The sequence below is a fragment of the Nioella ostreopsis genome, from assembly GCF_004000255.1.
GTDB classification, from domain to species: Bacteria; Pseudomonadota; Alphaproteobacteria; order Rhodobacterales; family Rhodobacteraceae; genus Nioella; species Nioella ostreopsis.
Genome location: NZ_RCIQ01000003.1, coordinates 211,142 through 236,596 on the forward strand (window position 1 = coordinate 211,142; position 25,455 = coordinate 236,596).

The following is a 25,455-nucleotide window of genomic DNA, read 5'->3' on the forward strand; positions in this document are numbered from 1 at the left end:
CATGCTTCAAGCTGAAATCTGCACTGAAAACCAGCTTGCCGCGAGACACGATGAGCGACGGCGAGTAGTTTCTATTTGAATAGATCATCCATGCGACCCGCGCCCCGACTGGCCGGAAGCCTGCCTCTGAGCCGCTGGGACGAACAGGCGCCGCACTGTCTGGGTCAGATCGCGCAGGAACAAGAGCCTGTAAGGAGGAGAGAGGGACCAATAAGGCCTGCGTCCCGGTCCGCCCGGACCGGGATAAGCGCCAACAGGACAAGCGCGATCCTGCCGACCATCGCCGACATCGCCGCGAGCCAGAAGATCGGATCATGATCCATCGGATGTTCCTTCGGTGCCGGGATGGACGAGATCGAGCGCGACATGCGGGGTGCCGTCCGAGGTCCGCTCCTTAGAATGGCCCTCTGGGCCGACCTCGACCCGGATCCGCTTGCGCAGATTCGAAAAGCTGTCGAAGCGCACCACGTCGACGGCCTTGTCGAGATCGAGCACCAGCCGGAACCATCCGGGCCGAAACTGGTCCGCCGCCAGCACCGTCGCTGTGAAGGGCTGCGACAGGTAGCGCCCGGTCACCCGCCCTCCGGCCGTCCAGCCCTGCGGGGGCCGGTCGCGCATCTGCGCATGAAAGGCGTTCCAGTCGCGGAAGCCATGTTGCTGTGCGACCCGCTCCAGCGCCTGCGCGTGGCTGATCGCCTCGCCCTGGTCGGCGAGTGTCACACGTAACAGCTTCGCCGCCTGCTTTGCCCGTGCAACCGTGGGAAGATCTCGTGTCATGCCCTCACCTCACGCGCCACGGTGAAGAGACCCCAACGCAGGGACTGCGCCCGTGCGGCTTGCGCCAGGACGAGGCCCGTCAGCACGATGAGAAGGACTTCCGCGGCCGGCGCGGCAAGCCAGATGCCAGGCTCTCCCGCTGACCCCGCCAATGCAAAGGTCAACGGCATGGCGAAGAGATAGGGTTTGGAAAGCCCGAGGATCGCCGCGCGGCCTGCATCGCCGATCGCCTGGAAATGCATGGCGATCATCATGAGCGGACCGGCCACGAAGAAGCCCGCCGAGATCACCGGCAGGATGCGCGCAACCTCAGCCACGACGACCGCATCAGAGACGAAGGCCGATCCGATCGGGGCGGCGAAGACGGTCATGGCGATCTGAACCGTGAGGCAATAGCCGAAGGAGGCAAGCACGGCCGTCCGCAGGCTGGCATCGCTTCGCCGAAGTGCGCCCGCGCCGTAATTGTTGCCCGTGATTGTCTGCATTGCATGCGCGAGCCCCAGAAGCGGCAGAAAGGCAAATGTGATCAGCCGCGTGATGATGCCATAGGCTGACACGGTCGCGTGGTAGTCGGGCGCGTCCACCCATTGCAGGGCTGCGATGATCGACCCCGATCCCAATGCGAGGCCGAGGTAGTTTAGGCTTTGCGGAGCGCCGAGCGCCAGGATGCGTCCCCAGCCCCCGAACGGCGAATGGTGCCACAGCGCAGAGGGCCGCAGCCGTGTATCGCCGAAGACCCGGAAGCCAAGGATGATGGCAAGCGCCAGTGCCTGCGCCAATGCGGTCCCGTAGGCCGAGCCCGCCACACCCATGTCCAGGAGGCCGATCAGCACATAGTTGAACGCCATGTTGCTGAGCGAGACGAGCAGGCTCATCGCCGCCATGAACAGTACCCGCCCTTCATTGCGCAGGGCGTCGGAATTGACCGAAAGGACGAAGATCAAGGGGGCGGCAAAGACTGTAATCCGCAAATAGACCATGCCCATCTGGGCCAGATCCTCCGATCCGCCAGCGGCCAGCAGGGCAACAGGCCGTGCAAAGGCGAGGAACAGCGCGATCAGGATCAGGCCGATGAAAACGGCGAGGGCATGCGCCGCGGAAAAGGTGGCGCGTGCCTCATTCATGCGCCGGGCGCCGAGTTGACGGGCAAGGAGACTCGACATGCCAGACGACACCAGCGTCGCCAGCGCCACGATCAGCATGTAGAGCGGGAACATCAGCGTGACGGCGGCCAGGGCCTGCGGTCCCGCGAAATGGCCGAGGAATAGCGCGTCGACCACGGCAAGAGCGCCGTTCATACCCATGACGAAGATGATGGGAAGCGCGGTGCGCACATAGATAGGGGCGAGCGGCCCCTCGAGAAACGAATTGGTATGAGACGACATGATCCCGTGTTCCTTCCGGCTCAGGTCGCGCAAGAACTGGACGGGGCCCGCATTTCCATCCGCGCGACAGGTGCCGAGGATGACGAAGATCGTGTCTGCTACAGAACTTCACCATGACGATTGTCGGCGGGCGGCAGGCGTCTGTTGCCTGACGGCGCTCTAGATGGACCATCGCGCCCTGTCAAGCGGAACGGTTTGCCCACGACATGACGAAGCGCCTTGAGCGGACGGGCACAGCCCTACTGTGCAGCGGGATCATAGGAGGTTCCGGGTCGGCAATGTCGCGGGCCATGCACTGGTGGCCTCCCCTGCCCGCATCGTCCAACGCGGCACAGAGGTTGGCGCGGAAGTCGCCGAGAAGCCGCACGATGAGATCGGGCTGATTTACACGTCGGCCAAGATCTGCTTCACGGGACATGGAAGTCCGCTATCAGGCACTCCTGGAGGCCGTCTTGAAGAATGAAATCGCGTTCATTCGGTTGTCAAAAATCGAGCTGACCGAAATTGCAAATCACATGTCCGACCCAAGATTGGCGGAGCATATGCCGTTGTTGACCCCTGGCTGGGATAAGGAAATGGCGGCGACCTTCGTCGCCATGAAGGAAGCCTTCTGGGAGCGGGACGGGCTCGGGCATTGGGCGTTTCTGGCGGACGGGCGTTACGTCGGCTGGGGCGGCTTTCAAAAGGAAGGAGACGAATGGGATTTTGGACTGGTGCTGCGGCCGGACGCTTTCGGCCTCGGGAGGCGCATTGCGTCGAAGGCCATTGATTTCGCCATTGCAAACAAGCGTATCCCATATGTGACGTTTCTTCTGCCGCCCTCTCGCAGAAATCTCGGGGCGCTCAAAAGACTTGGTGCACGGAAGGTCGGCGAGATCGAATATGACGGGGCCAGGTTTCTGAAATATCGCCTCGATACTGAATGACGGCTCCTCTCATACAGCCAAACTGCATGACGCATTCAATAAAGGTGGGTTTCCACACGAAGTCCGAGCCTTGCGCAGTTTCAAACGGCCATTCTGCGAAACCGGATAGCGATCTTTGATGACGAACAGATGACCAGTGCGCGCGGATTGAATTTCTCACGACGCGGCACGAAATAACGCGACCGAATCACGAAGATGTGCTGCGGAGAACCCTCTTCTACCTATTGATAGTTAAAGGTAATCGTCACCATCCCTCATCAGAGCGGCAGGCGACCACACCAAGGATTCGCGCATGGCATATACGTCGCCTGCCTCGCGCAAACACAGGAAATCGGCGGTTGTTGGGAGGGTCAGGCCCCGGATTAAACTCAATTCAGTCGAAGTTCACCGCTGGATGATGTGCATCTTCGATGAGAATCAGAAACCTGAAACTGGCGCAGCATTCAGCGAATGACCCGAACGTCTTCGAACGAAATATGACCTGAAAGGCATATTTCAACGTCACAATAGCGTGACAGGTTCATGGCGAACTTGTCCCGTATAAATTCCCCCATCTCAACGAATGAATCGCAGCGGATTCATGACCGATCAGACAGCACAATGTCCAGCAAATACACAAGAAACCATATCAAGCTCGGATGTAATTGTTGGCATTATCCATTAAATTATGATTCTCCCATAATTAGCAGATCAACCAAGTTTCGACAAGGGGAATTCTATGGAATTATGGAGAACATATTTGTTGCAATATTTTAGCCCCATTGGATTATGTATTCCAAATAGAAAATGCCATCTGATTCTAATTTCAAGCTTTTGAAAGGCACGGTCATGTTCGATATCACTACTGCGCGCGAAGTTGTGTATGGGGATGGGCAAGTTACCTATGCATACCAAGACCATGATGATCCGAACACTTGGTATCTTGTGCCCTCACCTCGAATTCGGACCATGGGCGGAGATCCGGTTTTTTCTGTCATTGAATATACCGAAAACGGCGGTGGCGTTTCTGGTGCCTGCACCTTCGAGGCGGATCTTGTGCAGCCGGAGGCGGCAAAGGCAGCGCTGGAGGCGGAGCTTGGAAAAACCGTGACCTGGGGCGGGTTCACCTGGGTCGGCGGGAACGCCTATTTTCACTTTCTGCGTGACGGTGCGCCAGAGATTCTGGTTGCGGAGCCATCGCTTTATGGAACCAACGTGGTGTCTTTTCAGGTAGAACTGGAAACGGCAGAGCAGTTGAACGAGTTCAAGACGGCGCTCTCTCAAGGCGGTGGCAATTCCCCGTTCAGCATCGAATATGACATGCAGGTCCTGACCAAACTGCTCGGGGCCAAGGCGACTGTTTCGTATAATTCCCAGGCGGCAATCACCTACGAGGAAAGGTATCGCACGGAGAAAGACACCTGGGGTCGGCAAAAGCGGGTTCTGGAAGAGGTCAAGCAGGTCCTGCAACAGTCGGGCGCCGGCGATGTGCATGTCGAGATCGGCGCAGGCGGAACCCCCGAACTCGAGCAGCGCGTCCGGGACTGGGCGTGGACCACGCTGGAAGATCAGGTCGCAAGCACGGTCGCCGCAGCCGCAACCATGGCGACAGCGCCGGGGAACAACCCGGTGTCGGCGACGACCTCGTTTACAAAAAGCTATACTGAGGACACCGTCGTTGACTGGTCGACGCCTGTGTCCAGCGCGGTGCCGGTCTTCACCTCGGAAACGTGGGAGGACAAGGTTCTGCAAAAGGTCGACAATCGCAAATTGTCGGTCATCTTCTCGCTGGTCGGCCAATTGACGTCTTCGGAAACCGGGCTGGCGATTGCGGAACGGGTGACTGTCACGGTCGATTACCCGACACGGCAGACCGACAACACGTTTGAACTCATTCCCGCCGATGGCGACAAGTCGACATTGATCTATGAGGCGCCGGGCGAATTCACGCCAACCGGCGAGTTCGTTCCGGACTTCAAGTTCAGCTTCGTGATCCGTTATTCCGATGGCACGGAATACACCTCGGCGCAGATCAGCACGAGAGATACGGTGGTAAACATTGCCCCGAGCGACTTTGGAACCCGGCAGGTCACCTTTGTCGGTCAGGGCGTGCCGTTTGGCGATGGTCAGAAAGATGTGGATCGTGTTGTCATCGACCTCTTCTTTACGCCGCCCTTTGGCCAGACCGCCATCGTGCAAACAAAGGATCTGACGGCGAATGGCGATGCCGATGGCGATCCGGTTCAGTTCAACAGCTACTACAAACAGCCGATCGGCGGTACGTATCACTACACGCTTCGCTATATGATGAATGACGGGTCGGTCATCAGTTCTGGCACGCCGATCACAATCAGTTCGGCACCGGAAAACACCAATTCCGGTAATGCCGATATTGTCTATGTGATCGACCCGGCCAATTTCACCACTCAGTTCAACCTGCGCGTATTCAACGTAAGCAACGCCCCGAGCGTTCTGCTGGCCGACATTTCCGCCCAGTATTTCGATCAGGCAAACAGTCCGGGCCGCGCGTTGTTCCATAATGCCTGGCCCAACTGGGAACCGGGCACGTCGCCTGCGATAGTCTCTGCCGATCCCTGGACATTCGCGGCGGTGGACAATACCAATTCGGCGTATTTCAAGCTGGCCGGGAATATCTATTTCAGCGACGGCACGGAGGTGAATCTCGGCACCAGTTACCAGCAGCCAAGCGGCAATCGCACCTTCCTCATCCGCACCGACAGTCAGCCCTATGGCGTTCGGATCATCACCAGCGAAATCGACTGGGATCAAGTGGCCGGTGTCAATCTGACCTTCTTCCGTCTGGAAGGGACCGGAGCGGAAGATCTGGCCGGCAAGCCGCCTGCCTTCTTCGCGATGCCACGGGTAAGCATGACCACGGAGCAACTGGCCATTGCAGAGGGCTCTCAGGCCGACCTCTACGCCTATTCCCTGATGAAGGCGACCGATGGCCAGCCGGTGGACGATCTCGACCGTTTCTACGCGCTCAAGCGGCCCCATGATCAGCCCAATGTGGAATTCTACTATACGGCCGAATACATCATGGCCGCAGATTCCGAACGCCGCTGGCTCAAGGATCAACATGTCGAGGGTGTGCTGACCGTAACCCTGCCCAATGTGCCGCCGGCAGGCAGCAACGAACCGGGTTTTGTGCGCCACACTGTCGACGCCGATACGCTGAAGGCCCTCGAAAAAGAGGATGGCTGAGAAGGGCCCGTCAGGGGCGGATCTGGCCATGCCCACTCTCGCACCAGAAAAGGCCCGCACACCGGATTGCGATCATCACGCCGCAATCCGGCAACTGGCCAGCGCAGCGCAGGCGCTGATGGGTCCACGGCCGGAGGTCGGCGCAGCCGCGCAAAGTCGGCTCACTCCGTCGGGACACCCGGCCGAGCTGGCTTTTCTGTGGCCCGATGCGGACTACAGGATTTCGCTCGATCCGTGTCCGGGTGCGTCGCCGGAAACGCGCTTGGCCCTTTGCGCGCGCGCCGTGGCCCCTGCCCTGTCTTCGGCGCAATTGGCCACTTTGGCGAAGATATCCGAGTGGCAGCAGACCTATGATGCGCGCTTCGGCGCGTGGTTGGGTCTTCGCCTGCGCCGGGGGGGCGTGGCGCACAAGCTCTACCTCGACATACCCGAGCACGCCCCATGGGCCGCGTGGGAAGCGGAGCTTGCGGGAACGCCGCAGATCCGATCGTCGCGGGGCGCGGTTGCGACCATGGTCGGTCTGGACCCGCTGACCGGCGGGACAGAAGTCTATTTCAGCGCGGGCAGGCTCCATCCTGCTGACCTCCCCGCGCTGGCCCGCCGCATCGGCATCGACCTGTCTGACACGGTTGTGCCAACGCTTGTTCAGGATCTGACCCAACGCAGTGTGCGCTTTGCTCTGCCATCCTTTGACATGGGTTTCAGCAATGCCTTTGCTGACGATGGCTCTGGCACGGCCTTCACCTGGTATTCGACGAGCGTCGGTTTGCTTGGCCCCGACGACAGGGCGCGCGCGGCGCTGTTATCTGCCGGTGCCACGCGCGGATGGGACATGTCCGTCTACCGCGATCTGACATCGGGCCAACTGCCCCGCCATGTGCTGATCGGCGCTGCACAGGCGGGTCAGCGACCGCCCACAGTCACAGCGACACTCGCCACCACGCCAGAGGCATTGCTGCTTTGGTCGGCTGACGCGGGAGGCCGGGAATGAAGATCTCGCAGCTGATGGACCAGCTAGTTTCGATGCAGACGCCCTCTGGTGCCTTCCCCTCGACCGTGGACACGCTCGACGGACGGCAGGTGGATGAAACCTGTTTTGTCACGGCAAGCGTCGTCCTGCTGTTGACGGAAATGTACCAGCTGAGCGACGCAAACCCATGCCTTCTGCGGGCCATCGAGCGGGGCGTGACCTTTATCGAGCGCTGTGCCGACCCCGATCTTGCGGGAGCGTTCCGTTTCTACCCGAAGGACGCCGAAACATACCAGATTCGGAGAGACCTGCCGCCCGATGCCGACGATACGGCACTGGCCTGGATGGCTTTGATCAGCTCCGGTGCCAGACCGCAATCGCAAGCCGCGGCGGTCCTCACACCGCTGTTCGAGGAGGTTCGGGTCAAGGCGCGGACAAGGGGCGACGCGCCTTGGGTTCGCGCCGGGGTCTATCGAACCTGGCTTGATGCGTCCCTGGCGATCAACCCGGCAGATCTTTGCGTCAACGCCAATATTCTTGCCTGTCGCGCGATGGCGGGGTTGCCTGCCGACCCGGCGCTTTTCGAAACGTTGTCATCCGCGATGCAGCGGTGGCAGGTCTCGCCAGCAAGCTTGCGGATGCTTGCACCCTATTACGCACATCTCGATGAGATCGGCTTTGCCATGGCCCGGGCCGAGCGGGTCGGTGCAGTCGGCGGGTCATCCTGGTCGCCACCGCCGCAGGCCCAATCCGAAGATCAACCCCTTTATTGCAACAGCCACGGCCGCCCGTTCTGGAGAGCACCGGCCCTGCACCGCGCGCGTCACTTGCAGCGTGCCCTCATTCAATCCAAGGAGATAGCCAATGCCCCGGATGCCGCAATCTGTTCTTGAGGCCGCTGCCACCGATGACACACCGGTCGCCCGCGCAAGCACCAAGTATATGGAAATGTTCCAGCCGACACGCCCGGCGCTTGGCGGCACGGATATCAAGACCTTTCCGAATGCCGCTGGCTCGTTGGATCTCTACACGGTCGGGACCGACAATCAGATCTACCGCCTGCGCCAGGGCGAGGGCAGTCTTGCCCCCTACGAGCAGAAGAATCTGGCCATCACCGGGCGCCAGATCTTTGCCTATACCAATGACGGCGTCTCATCGAACACGCCCAACCTGATGACCCTCGGCGCCAACGGGCAGCTGCATCTTGCAACCTTCCGATCCCAGACTGACACCTATTTCCAGAGAGAGACCAAGCCAGCCGACGCGACCGAAACAATTCGGCAGTTCACCGGGGCCAGAGGCTTGACGGGCAACATCTATTTCAATGTCATCCTTGAAGACAACAGCACCCGTCCCGGCATTCTGGCAAACAACTTTTACCTGCCGGGCGAAGACAGTTGGGCCGGGCCTGTCTGGGTCGCGCATGAGGATGCGAACGGGGATCCTGTGCGTGCAAAATCGGTCGTCAGCACCGCGAACAACCCTATCCAGTCAGCCCTGTTTGCCATCGGGGAGGATGATGACCCTCTCTATGCGAAAAGCAGCGACCGGACGGCCAAGCTTGTCTCGCTCGGAACCTACAAGGTCTCGCATTTGTCGGTGGTCACCGATGCGTCGGGTCAGAACAATTCCGACCGGCTGAACGTCTTCGCCATCGAGCGCGACACGGGCAGATTGCTGTTCAAGAAAGAGAAGAAGTACCAGACCGGATCGACGACCCAATGGGACGATTGGATAGTTGTCGATCCCGGTCAGGAGGTGCGTCTGACCAGCATCTTTGCCGCTCAGCAATATGACAACCTGCTTCAGGTGTTCGGGATCGGTGATGATGGCCGCCTGTACTGGACCGGCCAACTGCCGGGAGAAGGCCGCAATGCCACAGCTGAATGGCAACCGATCCTGGCGCTCGGAAACGAGATTCCGTCCAATCCGGCGGATTCCGCCTCGATCTTCGCCGTTGGCCGCGACAGCAACCGCTATAGCGAGGCCTTCACGGTATCGGCCGCAGGCAACGTCACGCGGTTCTGGCAGTCACCCACCACGCAACAATGGTTCCAGCAGCATATCGAGTTGGAACGCACCGATGATGACATGACCCAGGTTCCGACCCATTCGCTGGAATTGACCGTGTTGGACGGATCGGGCCTGCCCCTGCCAAACGCACAGATCGGGATCAAGGCCTCGTCGCTTGTGACGCTGTTTGTGAACGGTCTGTCCTACCGGGCCAGCCAGGCGGATTGGGTCAGCATAAAGGCCGGTCCCGATGGCAAGGTGATTGTTCAGCAGCAGGCCAATGCGCTTGCGGCGGCGACGCTCTATATCGAGACCCCGCAGACGACACCGGGCTCTCCGATCGTGGTGCAGCCAAACCTGCAACTCCAGGAAAAGCTGACCGGATTGACGGTCGACGAAATCAAGGATGCGAAGGATGCCGAGGGCAATTTCCTGCTGCCCGCAGAATACCGCACGGATGAATATGCCGCCAATCTCCAGGCCATAACCCAGGCCTCGATGAGCATTGCCGATGCGGATGAAAACGGCAGCGGCAAGGTCAACTACCACTTTGCTTCCCTCCGCGCGGCAGGCCGGGGCTTTCGTCCGGCGCTGAACCTTGCCGCGTTGGAGGGACAGACATGGGCAATCGACTTCACCAGCGGATTCCCGACCTACGAGGTTATGACAGCCGACAGCCTTGCCGAATGGAAGTCCGGCCGGCGGGCGGACATGGCCGCTGCCGGGCTTGGTGACGGGTGGCTCAAATCTGCCTGGGGCACCTTCTGGAACGGCATCAAGGAAGGGGCGGAATGGATCGTCGACGGGATCAAGAAGATCGTCGTGGAGGTGGTTGACGGCATCGGACGGGTCTTGTTCCACATCGGTGAGAAGGTGTTCGAAGCGGTGATCGAGTTCGCCCAACAGGCGTTCGATTTTGTGCAGGGCATCTGGAACTGGCTGAAGGTCAAGCTCGATGAGCTTTACCAATGGCTCGCCTTCCTGTTCGACCTGCCCGATATCGTGCGCACGGCAGAGGCCATTCGCCATTCCATCGACGTGACGCTGGCCTTTACCGTCGACGGGGTGGAGTCCGTCAAACAGACCATCCTGGCGGGCATCGACACGATGAAGGACAGTCTGAAGGACACGATCGACAGTTTCGTGGACGATCTCAATGAAAAGGGAGATCCCAGCTATCGAACGGCGGCGGACGAGAATGAGCTGAGCGATGAAGACAGCCACCAAATGGAGCATAACCCCTTCATCAACACCTATACGGAAAACTACGAAAACGCGCAGGAGCAAGGCCAGAGTGTTGTCAGCATGGCCTCGTCCACGGCATTGTCCAGCTCGCTCGACAGCCTGGTCGAAATGCTGTCGAACCTTGCGGACAACTTCCAGTTCGGTGATGGCAAGGAAGCCTTTGACGAGGCGGTGAACTACTTCACCGCAATCGGAGACGACCCGGCCAACGCGATGAACCTGCTGCTCTCGGGTGTGGTGAAGGTGATGGAGAGTGTGGCCCTCTTCGCGCTCGACTTCGCCCGCGGGGTCATTGCGACACTGATGGATCTGATTGCCGAGGTCATCCAGTCCTTCCGCGACTTCCTGTTCAATGAGTGGGAAATCCCGATCTTTTCGCAGCTTTACAAGTTCTTCACCGGCAAGAAGCTGGGTATCCGGCTGATCGACATCCCGGCCTATATCATCGCGGTGCCGACGACGCTGATCTACAAGCTGGCGACCGGCAAGGCCCCGTTCCCCGATCAGGCCGCGCTGGACGACTACAGGGCCTATTACACGGTCGACTGGCTCAAGGCCCAGTCCGGCATCGGGACACCATCTGCCGAGGTCAGGATCGACGCATCCGCCGAGGTCTGGATCAGGGGGATCTCGCTCAGCATCTATTCTGCGGGCATGTACGGGCGCATGATTGTCGACCCGATTACCGCCACGGCCAGCGCGCTCAACACGCCCATCAAGCAGCTCAGCTATGCCAGCATCGTCTTGCGCTACATCACCACGGCGGCAACCACGCCCTGGCTGCTCAATGTGAATATGGGGGCCCCGACCTGTGGGGCAGGCACCAAGGGGTTTTCCGCCAATATCTGGTTCTCTCAGCTGGTCTTCGGACCAACCCGGGGTCTGTTGATTGCCTATGCCATGCCCGCCAGCGCCGGAAAGGCCAAGGTCTACACGGCAGAGGTCACGGTTTCTGTCTGGGGGGCCGTAAACGCAACAATGGTCATCTGGAACTACGTCGCGACGGATTCCGCGGACAGGAATCCTGAAAACCTGATGCGGTCGCTGTTCAACATCGTCCCGGGCCAGCTTTGCCGCTTCCTTGCCACGCCCGATATGCAAGAGCCGCTCTACGGGATCCCAATTCTGGTCGAAGTGCTTCTGATCGAGGTCGGCTATGGCAGCTCTGTCGCGGTGGCGGTCAACCAGATCGGCACTTAGCGACCTGTGATTTCGCTGAAACCGGGGCCGCCCACTGGCCCCGGCGCGGCGGGCACGTGGACGGGGTCCGCGACCCGACAGCAGGGCGTTCGTCTGGATCCGGTCATCCTCGACATCGGGATCCGTAAACGTCGCTGGATGTCGTGACGCGTGTGAAAGACAGAACTCAATCCCGCGCTCGCGCGTAGGTGATCCGTCGCAGACCCCATTCAAAGGGCCCGAGCGCGAAGCGGGTCCGCCAGATCGACAGCGCGACGATCAGGAACACCGTCACCGCAAGCGCGATGGCAACGGCGGTGATCCGGTCAACAGAGCCCCAAAGGCCAAGCCCATATCCCGAGAAGATCGTCGATAGGACAATGGACTGGCCGAGATAGATGCTCAGGCTCGATCCGCCTGCGGCAAGTGCCGTTGCCATGATCGGCCCCGGCGGGCGCGATACCGCAGCGATCAGGCCGAGATAGCCGAGCGTTGCTATCGGTGCGGCAGCGATTGTCAGCGCCACACCTGTCGCTGGCGATCCCCATTGCCAGATCGCAGCGCCCATAAGCCCGAGGACCACCCCAGGCCCGAGGCACCAGCGCCGCGCGCCCCGCCAGAGCGGGTGGCCGGCGTCGTCGATCATGCCGGATTTCACCGCCGCCAGCCCGAGGCAGAACCAGCCAAGCGCCGCGCTGCCCTGGATCACCAGAAAGAACGGCATGATGAAGGCGAAGCCCAGACCACGGAACAGGACGGCCTCCAGAAATCCGCCTTGCGTCAGGATCGCGCGTTCCATCGCGACGATGTCAGGCGGGGTCTGCGGCGTGGCCAGCAGCAGCGGTGGCGCAATGACGGCTTGCAGGACCAGCAGCGCAGCACCCACGCGCACCAGCCGGCGCACCGGCCAATCCCGGAACAGGTAAAGAACGGAGCCGGTCACAGCATAGATCGTCAGGATGTCGCCGGGAAAGAACAGGCAGCCATGAGCAATACCAAGGATCAGGAGCCCGATCATGCGGTTGCGGTAAATGCGCCAGAAGGCCAGCCCCCGCCGCGCTGCCGAGCGCATCAGGAACCCCAGACCGACTCCGAACATGAAGGAGAAAAGCCCATAGGTCTTGAGCAGCGCCAGCCCGTTCACCAGCCACAGGGTGATGGCGTCCAGTGCCGACTCGCCACTCGGGTCGGCGAAGCTGCCGAGCGCCGAGAACGCGATATACTGTACATTGACCACGACGATGCCGAACAGCGCCACGAGGCGCAGATAGTCGGGCATCAGGGCGCGCGTCGATCCGGTCATTGTCGCGTGAACACCGACAGCGCCAGCGTCAGCATCTCGCGGATGCGGGCCGGGTCCTCGCCTGAGGCACGTTGAGTGATCGCAAGGGCGATCTGCTCGCCCAGATACGTCGCCCCCGCCTCCACCGACAGCCCGCCGGGCCAGTTCCCGGCATCGCGGGCGCCTTGCAGGACCGCCGCATAGGCCGCCTGTGCCATCGCGTCGATTTCCTCCACCCGTGCGCGCGTCTCGGGCCCGAGCCGGTGCTTGCCCGCGCGCATCTTGTAGAACAGGCAACCGGTTTCCATGCGAGGATCGGCACTCGCGAAGTCGATCAGGGCGTCGAGCGTGTCCTGCAAACCCTCTCCGTTCTGCAGGATCGCGAACACGACCGAGAGGACCCGATCTGCATAGCTGTCGAGAACGGCGCGCGTCAGCCCGTCCTCACTTCCGAAAGCGCGGTAGAGCGACGGTTTGGCGATGCCCGCCATCTGACAGATCGCATTGATCGACACATCGGCCGGGTCGGTTCGCCAATAGGCGTCCATGGCGACGTCACGCACGGTGTCGGCATTCATCGTCCGTGGCCGGCCGCGCACAGGTTTCGGGTTATCATCATTCATTTTGTTACCAGTCAGTATTTTATACCTTGACGAAGCATCTCGGATATTCGTACCAGTTGGTAACAACGCGCACAAGCAGGAGAGTGGCTCATGCCAGGGTCGGCAAGAACGAGTGTCATCACAGGGGCCACCAGCAGCGTCGGTGACGCAGCGGTTTGCGCCTGTGCTGATCGCGGCGACCGGGTCTGGCGCACGGCGAAGAAGGCCGAGCTGGAGGCATACTCCCCCCGAACCACCATCGCCGGGCGGATATCGGTGCCTTTCTTCGATATCGACCTGTCGCTGGTCGAGCCCGGACCGTTCCTGTCAAACCTGCGCGCCAAAGCAAGGCCGCCCTCGCGTGAGGATGTAGTCGCGTCCCATGGCGCGCTCGGCGGTGCCGACGCCTGACCAACTCCCCCCGAAGCTGAAAGGACCAAGACCCATGAAACAGACCTTATCCGCCACAGCCATCGCCATCACCACGCTGATCACCCCGGCATTTGCCGATGACATCGACACGGTGCGCGCCTTCTATGCCGACATCCTCACAGACCCGGCCGGAACGACGGAAGAACGGTATTACGAGATCTTCTCGCCCGAGATCGTCTCGATCCCGACCCCGCCGGGTGGCGAAGGCGCGCAAGGCATGCTCAACACGATTGCCTTTCTGGGGCAGGTCGTGCCGGACCTGGACTGGGCGCCGCAGGAAATCATCGACCTCGGCGATGGACGCTTTGTGGTCCGCAGCCTGTTCCGCGGCACGCCGGTCGGCCCGTTCTTCGGCGTCGACCCCGCCACCGGCAGAAGCTTCGAGGCCATGTCCATCGACATCGTGACCGTCGAGGACGGGCATATCACGCATGTCTATCACCTCGAAGACTGGACCGGAGCCGTCGCGCAGCTGACCGCAGAGTAAGGGACGCAGGCCCGGCCGCGTTGGTCGCGGTCGGGCGCTTTCCGTCCCGTTCCCCAATCTGGAAGGACGATCCTGAATGTCGATGTCCCTTGCCTCCACGCTCGGCCTGCTCCTGTGCCTTGCGCCCGCGCTGGTCCACGCTGTGGAAATCGTCCGCCCCCTGTGGGCGCGTTGGGTCGTGAACTGGGTGCTGCCGTTCTTTGGCCCCAGCATTCCGCGCCCCGCCATTGCGCTGACCCATGACGACCAGATCGCCATGCTGGACGCGGCTCTCGACGCCGCGCCACGCGACAAGGCCCCCGCCGGTGCCGACTACATCTTCTTGCTGCTGTTCGAACAACGCCAGGGCGCGCTTGCCTTCATCGCCGTTGCGACCGGCGTCATCTACGGGCTGACGCTGCCCCTGACCGATCGCCATGCCCTGCATCTGGTCTTCGGCGTCATGGCGGCCCTTTTCGCGCTGGTCAATGCAAACCACGCAGGTCTGCCGCTTCTCGGCCATCACCCTCGGATCACCCGGAACGGGCGACATGTGGGCATCGTTTTCGCAGCTTTCTGGGCGGTCGTGGCGGTTCTGAACTTTGTCGGGTTTACAGCGGCTGCCGTCTGACCGAGGCGCGAGCGATCGGCGGCGAGGCTAGGTCATTCGGTCGGGTCGAGGGCGGATCGAGCGCACAAAGAGGCATCGAAAGCGGACTGCCGAGATTTGGGCCGTTCTGAAGAAAGCTGAAAGGTCCCTCTGACCCGCCTGCGTTTCCCTCGTCCGTGCCTCGGATCGCGTCGCGGACGCGTTCCCGGCCTTGCCGGCAGCGGGTCATCCGGCGGGGACCCATGGTCACACCCTAGCCAACGTGGTTTCGGTGGTCTTCTCTCCTGATCGGTCTCAAGGAACGGTCATCAGAGGCCGAAACAAGCCTACCAAAGCTGCCGGAAGCCCTTCGGAAACTCCGCCAAGTCCGGGGCCACGAGCACGGATGCCTGAGCGGACAGCCCGCTGGCGAGGTCGCGCACAAGGCCGAGCGCGGAGGTCAACTCGGCGTTGGAGAAAGCCGACAGAACCGCGACCGCTTCAGCCTTGTGTCCCGAGCGAATGGCCGCCTCTGCCACGCGAAGATGTGCATCGGTCAGATCCGACAGCCGCGCTTCGCGTGTGGAAAACGCCGCGTGCACCGGGGCAAGGGTCTGCTCCCCCAGCAATTGCATCAGGTACATCAGGCGTTTGCTGTCCTGAAACGCCCCAACCGTGGTTTCATTGACCTGCGGCACGAGTGACACCGTATCGCCGCCCTCGCTGACCGCCTTGCGCATGTCCTGAAACCGATGGGATTCGCCAGTGGTCAGATAGCGGTGCATCCCATATTCAGGCGGCACCGAGTCTTGCCCCAGAAACACCGGCGAAAAGGGCGCGGCCAGCGCGCCACAGGCTGCATGCCACATCATCTGAAGGGCCGGATCAGGGCTGCGAACCAGTGGAACGACCTGTCCGTAACCCGCCGTATCGCCGGTCAGTTTCTCGGTGCGCACCGCCCAGATCATGTCTTCCAGCCCGATCTTTTCCGGCCGCGCGGCACGGGCCTGCATCTCGGCCTCGATCCATTGGATGCCGTCCCAACGGCCCTTGCCGTCACCATAGATGGCATTGGCATCGAACGGCCCTGACTCGTACCAGCCCTTATCTTGTGCGAAGCTGACGAAGTTCGGGGACCACAGGAAATCGGGGTGATCCGGGTCATGCACCGGCACCTCCAGCACATATCCGGGGCGCGAGGCGCGGATGCTGTCCGGGCCAAGTCGTTCAGCCACCCAAAGCCCCTGCCCGCCCGCGAACTGGATCATCACCCAGGCTTCATCCGCATCGGCAAAGAGATGGGAGTTGCCGCCATAGCTCGCCTCGCCAGGCTCCGCGATCAGGCTGGCGCACAGATCTACCGCGTCCCGGGCACTCGTGGCCCGTTCCAATACCGCGCGGGCCAGATCACTGTAGTTGAACCCCCGCTGGTCCTTCGGCGTCATCTCTCGCAACTCGGGCCGCGAGGTCGACCAGACATCGCGCACGGCAACGCCGGCCTCGTTCACGCCGCCATTGGTGATCGGCGCGGGAACGCCAAGGTAATAGGAATAGCTGACCCGCATATGGCGCAGCGTATGCGCGACCTGCGGCACGGTGATCCGCTGTCCGGGCATGTCGGCCTCGGGGCCGACGCCCACTTCGATCACCGCCCCCTCCGGGTGGTCCGCAGCGGGCAGGATTTCCAACCAGTGCGAGGACGGCTCATCACCATATCCGGCCAGCCAGGCATGACCGGTGCGGCTGTGGGTCCTGCCAACATAGATTGCGTAGCTCATGCCGGTTCACCGACCCTCTTTATGTTTCGAGCGTAGACCTGCCGACCATGCCGCCAGGTTTCGCTGACCTTGATCGTATCGATGGTTTCAGGCCGCGTCAGCGGATTGTCGTCGAGGATCGCCAGATCCGCAAGCTTGCCGGGTTCCAGCGATCCGCGTTCCGCCTCCCGGAAGACCTGCCATGCGGCGTCGATCGTATGCGCCCGCAAGGCCGATAGCGGCGAGAGGCACTGATCCGGGCCAAGCACGCGCCCGCTTTGGGTGCGGCGTGTGACGGTCGTCTGGATCAGCTGCAATGGCCGCGTCGGCGTGACCGAGGCGTCGTTGTGGATGGTGAAGCGCAGTCCTTCAGCCTCGGCCCATCCTGTGGGCGAGATATCTTGCGCGCGGTCGGGACCGAGGATCTCGTCATGGTGCAGATCGCCCCAATACCAGATATGGGCCGGAAAAAAGCTGATGGTCACCCCCAGATCGACGCAGCGCCTTACCTGGTCGCGGCGCATGACCTGCCCATGAATGATCGTGTGTCGATGGTCGTCGCGCGGGTGGTGTTCCTGCGCACCTTCAACCGCGTCGAGGAACATGTCCGACGCCGCGTCACCGTTGCAATGACAATGGATCTGGAACCCGAGGCGATGCAGTTTCCGGACCTCTGAAAACAGGGTGTCGCGCGCCATATAGGCCAATCCCAGATCATCCGAGCCAAGATAAAGCGCGGTCAGAAAGGCGGTGCGCATCAGGAAGGACCCATCGGTCAGCAGCTTGCGCGGCCCCAGGGCAATCGCGCCGTTCGGCTAGTCGTGCCCCGTTCCGGTTTGCGAAAACGCAGGTTCGATTTCGGTCACGGGCAACAGGATCAGATCAATGCCCGGATCGCTCTGCACCGCGATCCCCTGAAACAGGTCGAGCAGCGGTTGCGCCGTCCAGGAGTTCTGCGCCAGCGTCACCCCCTGGGCAAGATATTCGCTGCGCGCCGCCGCAAAGCAGCGCGCGAAAGAGGCATCATCCAGCAGAAAATGGGTATCGCCCATCTCACCCATGGCGGACAGCCCCTCGATCCCGCCGGTCAGACGCCCGGCACCGTCGCGCAGATAGCGCCCCCCTCGGGATCGGCGCGGTCCTCGGTGATGCCCTGCCGCGCCAAGGCCCGCGAATTGGCGACCCCGCAATGCCCGGACGAGTGAATGACCCAGATCGGGTGATCGGTGGACACCAAGTCCAGCTCGTCGCGCATTGGAAGGCGCCGTTCGGCCAGTTGACACTCGTTGAGCGCTGCGCCCCTTACCCAGTTGCCATGCGGGGTTTCGGCGGCTTTCGCGGCCAGCCTTTCAAACACATCCGCCAGATTGCGACAGCCGGACCGGGCCGACAAATCGGCCCTCAGGAGAGAGACAATCGCGCTGTCGGGAAAATGCCCATGCGGGTCGATGAAGGCCGGGATCAGCGTGCGCCCGTCAAGATCGTGCAGAGGGGCATCGGGCATAACCCGCCGGACATCCGACAGCGCGCCGACCGCCACGATCCGATCCCCCTCGATGCCGATGGCCTCGGGGCGGCTGTCATCCGCATCCATGCTGAGGATCGGCCCGCCAGCGAAGACAAGGCCGGTCATGCGGGACAAACCTTGTCCTGCTCCCAAGACGCCGGGAAATGGCACCGATGCGCTGCGCGACCGGCAACCTGCCAGCTTGGCACATCCGTGGAACAGCGCGCCTGTGTGAAGGGACAGCGGGTGTGAAACTCGCACCCCGTCGGGCGGTTCAGAATGCTGGGAGGTTCCCCCTGCAATTCGATCCGCATCAGCTGCGTGTCCGGATCCGGTTCCGGGTTCGCGGCCAGCAGGGCCAGCGTGTAGGGGTGCCGGGGCGCGGAAAACACCGTGTCGGTCTCGCCCTCCTCGACCAGTTTGCCCAGATACATGATGCCAACCCGGTCGGTGATATGGCGCACCACGTTCAGGTTGTGGGTGATGATCATGATCGCGAGCCCAAGCTCGTCCTGAAGCCGCGCCAGAAGGTTCAGCATCTCGCCCTGAATGGACACGTCGAGCCCCGCCGTCGGTTCATCCGCGATCAGCAGTTTCGGGTCCATCGCCAGCGCCCGCGCAACCCCCACCCGCCGCGCCTGTCCGCCGGAAATCTGGTATGGGTAGCGGGCGGCGAATTCGGGCGGCAGGCCGACCATGGCCAGAAGCCGCCTTGCCTCGGCGTCGAGGTCACGATCCTTCATGCCCTGAATGCGGAACGGTTCGGTGATCAGCGACTTGACCGTCAAGCGCGGCGACAGCGACCCGATGGGGTCCTGAAACATCATCACGATTTCGCGGCGCAGCTTGCGGAATTGTGCCTCCGGCAGGTCGCGCAGTTCCTGCCCGCGATAGAGGATCGACCCTTCGGAGGCATGATGCAGCCCCGCCACCGCGCGGGCCAGCGTGGTCTTGCCAGACCCGCTTTCCCCGACAATGCCGTAGGTCTTGCCCTCCTCGATGGTCAGGCTGACGCCAGAGACCGCGTCGATGCTGCCGGCGCTTCTGAAGACCCCGCCGCGCACAGCAAAGCGGACCACGACGTCCTTGATGTCCAGAAGCGCGCTCATGCCGGGGCCCCCGCCTTGATCAGATGACAGGCCGCCCTGTGTCCGGCGGATGCCTCGGACAGGACCGGGTGTTCGGTGCAGGCGTCATGGCGCTGCGGGCAGCGATCGGCGAAGATGCAACCGCGCGGAAACGACACGAGATCGGGGATGTTGCCCGGTATGGTCGGCAGGTTGCGGGTCTTTTCCTTGATGTGCCCCGGATCGCATTCCAGCAGCGCGCGGGTATAGGGATGGGCCGGGTTGTGAAAGACGTCGCGCACCGATCCAGCCTCGACCACCTCGCCCGCATACATCACCACGACCTCGTCACACAGTTCGGCAATGACCCCGAGGTGATGCGAGATGAACAGGATCGAACAGCCGATCTCGTCCTGCAATTCGCGCAGCCGTTTGATGATCTGCACCTCAAGCGTGGCATCGAGGGCAGTGGTTGGCTCGTCCGCGATCAACAGCGAGCCCCAAGAGGGCGTCGGCGGGCGCACCCCCATGCCGAGGAGGCTCAGCCCTGCCTCCAGCCCAACCACGGTGGGAATGTCCATCGCCGCCAGAACTGCCAGCGTCCCCAGCACATTGGGCAGCAGGTGCACGCCCATGATGCGCAGGGTCGAGGCACCAAGCGCGCGTTCGGCGGTGATGAACTCGGCTTCCTTCAGGCCACCGACGCTTCCGAAGGCATTCTTCGACACGATGTTGCCCGCGATATAGGGCAGCGTGATTGACCAGAGCGGCTGGAAGGCGTTGTTCAGCACGATGGTGCCGGTACGCTCGCCCGTCACTTCGACATGGCTGAGCGGGCCCCAGTCGGGCCGGTTGGTCGATTCAAGCGCGTCGTCGATGATCCGCTCGAACGAGAATTTCACGTCCTCGGCACTCATCGCGCCGAAGCCGTTGGTGAAACCGATATCGTCGCGCAGGACGAAGTTGATATGGGTATCATCCACCTGTTCGATCATCGTGGCGGCATCCAGCTGCCAGCCCCAGTCGCGGCCCGGCGTATACTGGATCAGCTTGTTGTAGATCGCGCCCTGGATCTCCTCGTCGACCACGCCGCGGCCATTCCCCAGGCCCCCAGAACCCGCATCCCGAGCGTCCCGAGTTCGAATCCGCCTTTCGCGGGCAGACGATCCCGCTGCGCCGCGACCTTGGCTACTATCTCAGCTACTTCCTGACTCAGAGCTGGGAGAACTCCATCATCTGCGCGATTGTACAGCTGGATGAATATGACGGCATGGTCCGCTGCCGGTCTCTGGAACGATCCATCGACCCCGATGATGGCAGCCTGTTCCTGTCAAAATACGATGGCCGCGTCGCGATCCTCGGCAACCGCATATTCGTGATGGAATACCAGGTGCTCGCGCGGGACGCGCTGGTCGAGACGGTTCTGCACCCCGTCGGGCGGGGCCAGCTCCAATATCTGCGCGGCACCACCTTCGGCATCACCAGCCGCCAGCGGGCCCCATTCATGTCCCCCGTCGTCTGGCGTTATCTGGAGAACTTCACCTCACTTCGCGACGCCATGCGTCAGGTCGGACGCTACGACATCAACTCTGCGAAACTGGACCAGCGCGCGCGCGCTATTCTGTTGGGGGCGAAGGTATGAGACGGGATATCTCGTGGATGGCATGTCCACATCCTTTCAATGGATTAGAGACCATTCTTCACATCCCGAGATGATCCGCGACAGCCTTGGCCGCGTTCCGGAAGGCGCTGCGGGTCACTTCCAGATCTTCCGATCCCAGGGCCAGCGACGGGTAAAGCTTTCCGGGGGATTTGAAGATCCCCTGACTGCGCAAGCTGCGGTTCCAGACATCATTCAGCATGGGGTCCCTGTGCTTTGCGCTGCGATAATCGACCGGGTCGGCGTCGGTGAAATAGACGTCGAACAGGGTCGGGTCTCCGCAAAGGCGGTGCGCGATACCATGATCGGACAGCGCGGCGGACTGCATGTCCATCAAGCTCTGACCGAGATCGCGCAGCCGGTCATACTGGCCCGGACGGCGCAGGATCTCCATCGTCTTGAGGCCCGCCGCCGCCGCAACGGGATTGCCGGACAGCGTGCCCAACTGCATCAGCCATTTCTCGGAGCCCACGGCCGACTTGTCGAAATGCGCCATGATCTCGGCGCGTGCCCCAAGCGCGGCCAGCGGGAAGCCCCCGCCGATGATCTTGCCCAGAGTGCAGATATCCGGTGTCACGCCGTAGCGTTCCTGCGCGCCGCCATAGGCAAGGCGGAAGCCGGTGACGATCTCGTCGAAGATCAGCAGCACCCCATGGGCGTCACACAGATCGCGTAGACCCTGCAGAAAGCCGGGCTGTGCCGGAATGATGCGCTGCAGGGGCTCTGCGATGATGGCGGCAATGTCGTCATGTTCCTCCAGAAGCGACGCCACCGCCGCGAGATCGTTGAAGGGCGCGATCAGCATCTCCTCGGCCACGCTGTCGGGGATGCCGGCACTGTCGGGCACGGCCGTGGGGAAATTGACCTCGCGGGCGGGGGCAAGGCTCATCTGTGCCTCGGCCGACATGCCGTGATAGCCGCCCTCGAATTTCAGGATCTTTGGCTTACCGGTATAGGCGCGGGCCAAGCGGATGGCGTACATATCCGCCTCACCGCCCGAAGTGACGAAGCGCACCTGTTCGCAGCAGGGAACGGCCTCGACGATGGCCTCCGCCAGTTCGATCCCCCTGGCGTTGTTGGCAAAGAAGGTCATGCCCTTCGGCAACTGTTCCAGTACCGCCTCCATCACTTCCGGGTCTCCATGGCCCAGAAGCATCGGGCCGGACCCGATCAGGTAGTCGATATACGCGTTGCCATCCTCGTCCCAGACATGGCTGCCCTGCCCCCGCGCGATTACGATGGAGGCGTCGAAATTGCCGAAACCCGCAGCGGGCAGAACCTCGCGGGCGCGGGCGATCCAGTCGGCTTGGCTGTGAAGAATATTCATGAGGTCAGTCCAGTATCAGGTCGGGGTGTCCAAGCGCCTGACGATCAGGCAGGATCCCGAGGCCGGGGCCATCGGGGGGCGAAAGGAGGCCGGTCTTGCGAACCGGCGCATCGGGGGCGAGGCGCGGGGCAACATAGCCGGAAAGGTCACAGGTATTGAGCAGGCGGCGCGGATCCGTGGAGGCCGCCAGATGGGACAGCGCGGCAGTCGTGATATCGCTGCCCCATGTATCCTCGATGCACATCTTCACGCCCAGATGATAGCACAGATCGCGCGCGGCGCGGGTGGCGGACAGCCCGCCGAATTTCGACAGCTTCAGCGCCACCGCATCCATGCAGCCATGGGCATGGGCTTTCAGAAGGCTTTCCGTGTCATGGGCCAGCTCGTCGAGCTTCATCGGCAGGCCGGTCGCGGATTTGACGCGGGCGCAATCCTCCAGCGTCGCGCAGGGCTGTTCCAGCATGATATCGAGATCCGCCACGGCGCGTCCCACGCGGGTGGCATCAAGCGAGGTCGCGCCGCAGTTCCAGTCGCCATAAACGAGCGGGCCCTCGCCCACGGCCTCGCGAACGAGGCGCAGCCGGGCCACATCGGCCTGCCAGTTGCTGTCTGCGCCGAGCTTGACCTGGAACTGGGTGATGCCGCTGGCCTGCGCCTCGCGGGCGATGCGGGCCATCTCCTCGGGCGCGATGCAGGTGATGGAGTGGTAAAGCGGCATGTCCTTCGCACGCCTGCCCCCAAGAAGCGTGTAGAGCGGCAGCCCGGCCACCTTGCCGGTCAGATCCCACAGCGCGATATCGAGGGCGGATTTGGCGTAGCGATGACCGATGAGCCAGTCATTGGCCCTGCTCATCAGCGCCTCCGGCCCGATAGGATCGGCGCCGAGCAGGACGGCGGCAAGCTCGGTCAGGGCCGGGGCCACCCCGCGCGCATAGGCGGGCAGGTAATGGGGGATCGGGCAGACCTCGCCCCAACCGGTGAGGCCGGTATCGGTGTCGAGCGCGATGACCACGGTTTCGACCGTATCACAGGTCTTGCCGTCGGCCATATAGTAGGTCTCATGGCTGGTCAGCGGCACATGCCAGAGGGAAATGCGGGTGAGTTTCATGGGCGCTGTCCTGTGAGCGATTTCGCCGCCTTCGGCGTCGATCCGCGCGCGACCGTTCCGGTCGCGCGAGAGGGGGCTCCGCCCCCGTCGGCTGTCGCCGACTCCCCCGAGGTATTTTTGCCAAGATGAAAGGGCATCAGCGCGCCTCGTAGACCGCGACGGGCGAGCCGAGGGCGTCCTCGTCGGGGTGGACGCCGAGGCCGGGAGTTTCTGACAGGTGGAGATGGCCGTCGATATTTCGGGGGCCGCGGCCGCCGGCGATATCCACCGTGATCATGTCCTGGCAGGCCCAGACCGCCTTGCAATTGGCGTCGGGGATGGTCGCGGCCAGATGCAGCGCCTCGGTATCGGCCAGCACCGATCCGCCGGTCGCCATGATGAACATGTCGATGCCATGGGCGAGCGCGATGTCACGCATGCGGGCGGCTTTCGTCAGGCCGCCGACGCGGTTGAGCTTGATGCCGAAGACCTCGGCCAGCCCGTCGCGGGCGATGCGGGTGGCGTCCTGCAGGGTGACGAGCGCCTCGTCCACGCTGACGGGGGCGGCGTGCTTGGCGCGGATCGCGGCGATGTCGTCGAGCGTTTCACCGGGCTGTTCGAACATCACGCAGAGATCCTCGGTGGCCTGCATGACCGACAGGGCCTGCTGGCGGGTCCAGCCGCGGTTGACGTCGTAGAGGATGATCTCATGCGGCGCGCGGTTGGCTTCCACGTCGCGGATGCGGGCGATGTCGCGGGCCACGTCGCCGCCGATCTTGACCGAATGGGCGATGTAGCCGCGCTGGCGGTAGCGGTCCATCACGGCGCGGGTTTCGTCGACGGTCTTGGCCCCGACGGAGGAGGCGATGGGACGCGGCGTGCGGCTGCCGCCGCCCATGAGATCGGCAATCGGCAGGCCAGCCGCCTGGCCCGCGATGTCCCAGCAGGCCATGTCGATGGGGGATTTCGCGTAGAGATGGCCGGGGAGCGCCATGTCCATCGCGCGTTCCACGTCGAGCACCCGGCGCGGGTCGAGGCCCAGAAGGAAGGGGGCCATGGTCTCGATCCCTGCCCGGATGCCGGGGCCGTGTGCAGGCACATAGGTGTGACCCCAAGGGGTGCCCTCGCCCCAGCCGGTGACGCCTTCGTCGGTCTCGAGCTTCACGAAGGTCGCGTCGAGCGTTTCGAATTTCAGCCGCCCGCCCGAGAGCCAGTAGGGATGTTCCAGCGGCAGGTCGACATGATAGACGGTGATGCGGGTGATCCTCATGGGCGGGTCTTCCCTGTCTTGTCCCGATGATAGGTCAGCGCCATTCCAGCCATCTGCTGAAGCGCCGCTTTTGCATAGGGGCCAGTCACTGGAACCAGGATGGCGCGATTGTCCTGATAGGTGAATTCATCCGGGTACAGGCTGCGCCAACGCCCAACTAGATCAGTCTGGCAATGCACTAAGAGACAGCAATGATCCGGTGCTTTCGGCGACCAGCCCAACCGGATCGTGGTGCCGTTCTTCTTCGCGGGCACATAGGCGGGTTGTCCCCATTTCATAGTTTCCTGTAGCGGAGTCGTGCGGGTTGCCTCGGCCGCAGCCAGGATCAGGGCGCGCATTTCGTTCAGGCGTTCCTGTGCAACGGCTGGTGCCTCTGCAAACGCGGATTTGATGTTATCGGAGGGTAGCGGGGTCACTTCAGTTCTACCTCGATAAAGGACATGGTCGTCGCCCCGGCGTTGATCACGTTATGCTCAACGCCCGCGTTGCGGCGGTAGGCGGCGCCTGCGGGCACGGTGGTTTCGGTCGTGGTCCCGTCGGGATGCTCCAGCCGCATGTGACAGTCGGTGAGCGCGGTGATCACGTAGTCGAAGCCATGGCGATGCCAGCCGGTCTGCTGCCCGGGCGCGAAGGTGAAGCGGGTTACGCGGGTGCGCGCGTCGTCGATCAACTGGTCGGCGGTGCAGGTCATGTCGGTCATGGCTGGGGTC

General features: G+C 62.4%; 24 protein-coding genes. 9 read left to right on the plus strand and 15 right to left on the minus strand.

The annotated features are described in order from the left end of the window. Positions 1 to 312: 312 nt before the first annotated feature. Together EP237_RS05135 and EP237_RS05140 are read right to left on the minus strand one after the other, a co-directional pair. Positions 313 to 777 (minus strand): glyoxalase superfamily protein, encoded by a 465-nt coding sequence (locus EP237_RS05135; protein ID WP_127558790.1) that lies wholly within the window; start codon positions 775 to 777, stop codon positions 313 to 315. Next, a complete protein-coding gene (locus EP237_RS05140; RefSeq protein WP_127558792.1) occupies positions 774 to 2,162 on the minus strand; it encodes an MATE family efflux transporter in 1,389 nt (462 codons plus the stop codon). Before EP237_RS05140 ends, EP237_RS05135 begins: the two co-directional genes overlap by 4 nt. Positions 2,163 to 2,578: 416 nt before the next feature. Here EP237_RS05140 and EP237_RS05145 point away from each other — a divergent pair, with 416 nt between their 5' ends. The 5 genes from EP237_RS05145 to EP237_RS05165 all read left to right on the plus strand — a co-directional run bounded on the left by EP237_RS05145 (position 2,579) and on the right by EP237_RS05165 (position 11,720). Beyond that, a complete protein-coding gene (locus tag EP237_RS05145) occupies positions 2,579 to 3,088 on the plus strand; it encodes a GNAT family N-acetyltransferase (protein WP_127558794.1) in 510 nt (169 codons plus the stop codon). A 948-nt stretch (positions 3,089 to 4,036) separates the two neighbouring features. Next, positions 4,037 to 6,292: a hypothetical protein gene (locus EP237_RS05150; RefSeq protein WP_127558796.1), complete on the plus strand. Its 2,256-nt coding sequence runs from the start codon at positions 4,037 to 4,039 to the stop codon at positions 6,290 to 6,292. 28 nt (positions 6,293 to 6,320) lie between these two features. Beyond that, a complete protein-coding gene (locus EP237_RS05155) occupies positions 6,321 to 7,283 on the plus strand; it encodes a hypothetical protein (RefSeq protein WP_127558798.1) in 963 nt (320 codons plus the stop codon). Next, positions 7,280 to 8,155: a prenyltransferase/squalene oxidase repeat-containing protein gene (locus EP237_RS05160; protein ID WP_127558800.1), complete on the plus strand. Its 876-nt coding sequence runs from the start codon at positions 7,280 to 7,282 to the stop codon at positions 8,153 to 8,155. Before EP237_RS05155 ends, EP237_RS05160 begins: the two co-directional genes overlap by 4 nt. Then, a complete protein-coding gene (locus EP237_RS05165) occupies positions 8,127 to 11,720 on the plus strand; it encodes a PLL family lectin (RefSeq protein ID WP_127558802.1) in 3,594 nt (1,197 codons plus the stop codon). Before EP237_RS05160 ends, EP237_RS05165 begins: the two co-directional genes overlap by 29 nt. A gap of 166 nt (positions 11,721 to 11,886) precedes the next feature. Here the strand turns inward: EP237_RS05165 and EP237_RS05170 are convergent, their stop codons facing one another. Then, positions 11,887 to 13,002, minus strand: coding sequence for a DUF418 domain-containing protein (locus EP237_RS05170; protein WP_127558804.1), 1,116 nt, complete (start codon positions 13,000 to 13,002; stop codon positions 11,887 to 11,889). Next, on the minus strand, positions 12,999 to 13,544 hold the full coding sequence (locus EP237_RS05175) for a TetR/AcrR family transcriptional regulator (RefSeq protein WP_164744620.1): 546 nt from the start codon (positions 13,542 to 13,544) through the stop codon (positions 12,999 to 13,001). Before EP237_RS05175 ends, EP237_RS05170 begins: the two co-directional genes overlap by 4 nt. A 150-nt stretch (positions 13,545 to 13,694) precedes the next feature. On the opposite strand from EP237_RS05175, the gene EP237_RS05180 reads away from it, so the two are divergent. From EP237_RS05180 to EP237_RS05190, 3 genes are all read left to right on the plus strand, one after another. Continuing rightward, entirely contained in the window at positions 13,695 to 13,994 is a 300-nt protein-coding gene (locus tag EP237_RS05180) for a hypothetical protein (protein ID WP_127558808.1), read from the plus strand. 34 nt (positions 13,995 to 14,028) lie between these two features. Next, positions 14,029 to 14,502, plus strand: a complete 474-nt coding sequence (locus EP237_RS05185) for an ester cyclase (protein ID WP_164744621.1) — start codon at positions 14,029 to 14,031, stop codon at positions 14,500 to 14,502. 76 nt (positions 14,503 to 14,578) lie between these two features. Further along, a complete protein-coding gene (locus EP237_RS05190; RefSeq protein WP_127558812.1) occupies positions 14,579 to 15,112 on the plus strand; it encodes a hypothetical protein in 534 nt (177 codons plus the stop codon). 305 nt (positions 15,113 to 15,417) lie between these two features. Here the strand turns inward: EP237_RS05190 and EP237_RS05195 are convergent, their stop codons facing one another. Genes EP237_RS05195 through EP237_RS23060 form a run of 6 tightly spaced genes read right to left on the minus strand, consistent with a single transcriptional unit; the run spans position 15,418 to position 20,489 of the window. Further along, positions 15,418 to 16,848 (minus strand): C69 family dipeptidase, encoded by a 1,431-nt coding sequence (locus EP237_RS05195; protein WP_127558814.1) that lies wholly within the window; start codon positions 16,846 to 16,848, stop codon positions 15,418 to 15,420. Continuing rightward, complete coding sequence (locus tag EP237_RS23445) at positions 16,845 to 17,585, minus strand: amidohydrolase (protein WP_240661505.1); 741 nt, start codon at positions 17,583 to 17,585, stop codon at positions 16,845 to 16,847. The genes EP237_RS05195 and EP237_RS23445 overlap by 4 nt, the downstream gene beginning before the upstream one ends. 57 nt (positions 17,586 to 17,642) lie before the next feature. After that, positions 17,643 to 17,888 carry a hypothetical protein gene (locus EP237_RS23450; RefSeq protein WP_240661507.1) on the minus strand — a complete coding sequence of 82 codons (246 nt, stop codon included), beginning with the start codon at positions 17,886 to 17,888 and terminating at the stop codon, positions 17,643 to 17,645. Positions 17,889 to 17,914: 26 nt separating this feature from the next. Continuing rightward, positions 17,915 to 18,460, minus strand: coding sequence for an amidohydrolase family protein (locus tag EP237_RS23455; RefSeq protein ID WP_240661509.1), 546 nt, complete (start codon positions 18,458 to 18,460; stop codon positions 17,915 to 17,917). Next, the gene (locus tag EP237_RS05205; RefSeq protein WP_127558816.1) at positions 18,457 to 19,443 is read right to left on the minus strand and encodes an ABC transporter ATP-binding protein; all 987 of its coding nucleotides are present in this window, start codon (positions 19,441 to 19,443) and stop codon (positions 18,457 to 18,459) included. Before EP237_RS05205 ends, EP237_RS23455 begins: the two co-directional genes overlap by 4 nt. Further along, positions 19,440 to 20,489, minus strand: a complete 1,050-nt coding sequence (locus tag EP237_RS23060; protein WP_164744622.1) for an oligopeptide/dipeptide ABC transporter ATP-binding protein — start codon at positions 20,487 to 20,489, stop codon at positions 19,440 to 19,442. Before EP237_RS23060 ends, EP237_RS05205 begins: the two co-directional genes overlap by 4 nt. Before the next feature lie 182 nt (positions 20,490 to 20,671). On the opposite strand from EP237_RS23060, the gene EP237_RS05220 reads away from it, so the two are divergent. Further along, complete coding sequence (locus tag EP237_RS05220) at positions 20,672 to 21,043, plus strand: hypothetical protein (RefSeq protein WP_127558818.1); 372 nt, start codon at positions 20,672 to 20,674, stop codon at positions 21,041 to 21,043. A gap of 58 nt (positions 21,044 to 21,101) precedes the next feature. Here the strand turns inward: EP237_RS05220 and EP237_RS05225 are convergent, their stop codons facing one another. From EP237_RS05225 to EP237_RS05245, 5 genes are all read right to left on the minus strand, one after another. Then, a complete protein-coding gene (locus EP237_RS05225; RefSeq protein ID WP_127558820.1) occupies positions 21,102 to 22,388 on the minus strand; it encodes an aspartate aminotransferase family protein in 1,287 nt (428 codons plus the stop codon). A 4-nt stretch (positions 22,389 to 22,392) separates the two neighbouring features. Then, positions 22,393 to 23,496: a mandelate racemase/muconate lactonizing enzyme family protein gene (locus tag EP237_RS05230; RefSeq protein WP_127558822.1), complete on the minus strand. Its 1,104-nt coding sequence runs from the start codon at positions 23,494 to 23,496 to the stop codon at positions 22,393 to 22,395. Between the two features lie 136 nt (positions 23,497 to 23,632). Next, positions 23,633 to 24,745 (minus strand): mandelate racemase/muconate lactonizing enzyme family protein, encoded by a 1,113-nt coding sequence (locus tag EP237_RS05235; RefSeq protein ID WP_127558824.1) that lies wholly within the window; start codon positions 24,743 to 24,745, stop codon positions 23,633 to 23,635. Beyond that, complete coding sequence (locus EP237_RS05240; protein ID WP_127558826.1) at positions 24,742 to 25,161, minus strand: DUF1801 domain-containing protein; 420 nt, start codon at positions 25,159 to 25,161, stop codon at positions 24,742 to 24,744. Before EP237_RS05240 ends, EP237_RS05235 begins: the two co-directional genes overlap by 4 nt. After that, on the minus strand, positions 25,158 to 25,445 hold the full coding sequence (locus EP237_RS05245) for a cupin domain-containing protein (protein ID WP_240661511.1): 288 nt from the start codon (positions 25,443 to 25,445) through the stop codon (positions 25,158 to 25,160). The genes EP237_RS05240 and EP237_RS05245 overlap by 4 nt, the downstream gene beginning before the upstream one ends. Positions 25,446 to 25,455 lie beyond the last annotated feature (10 nt).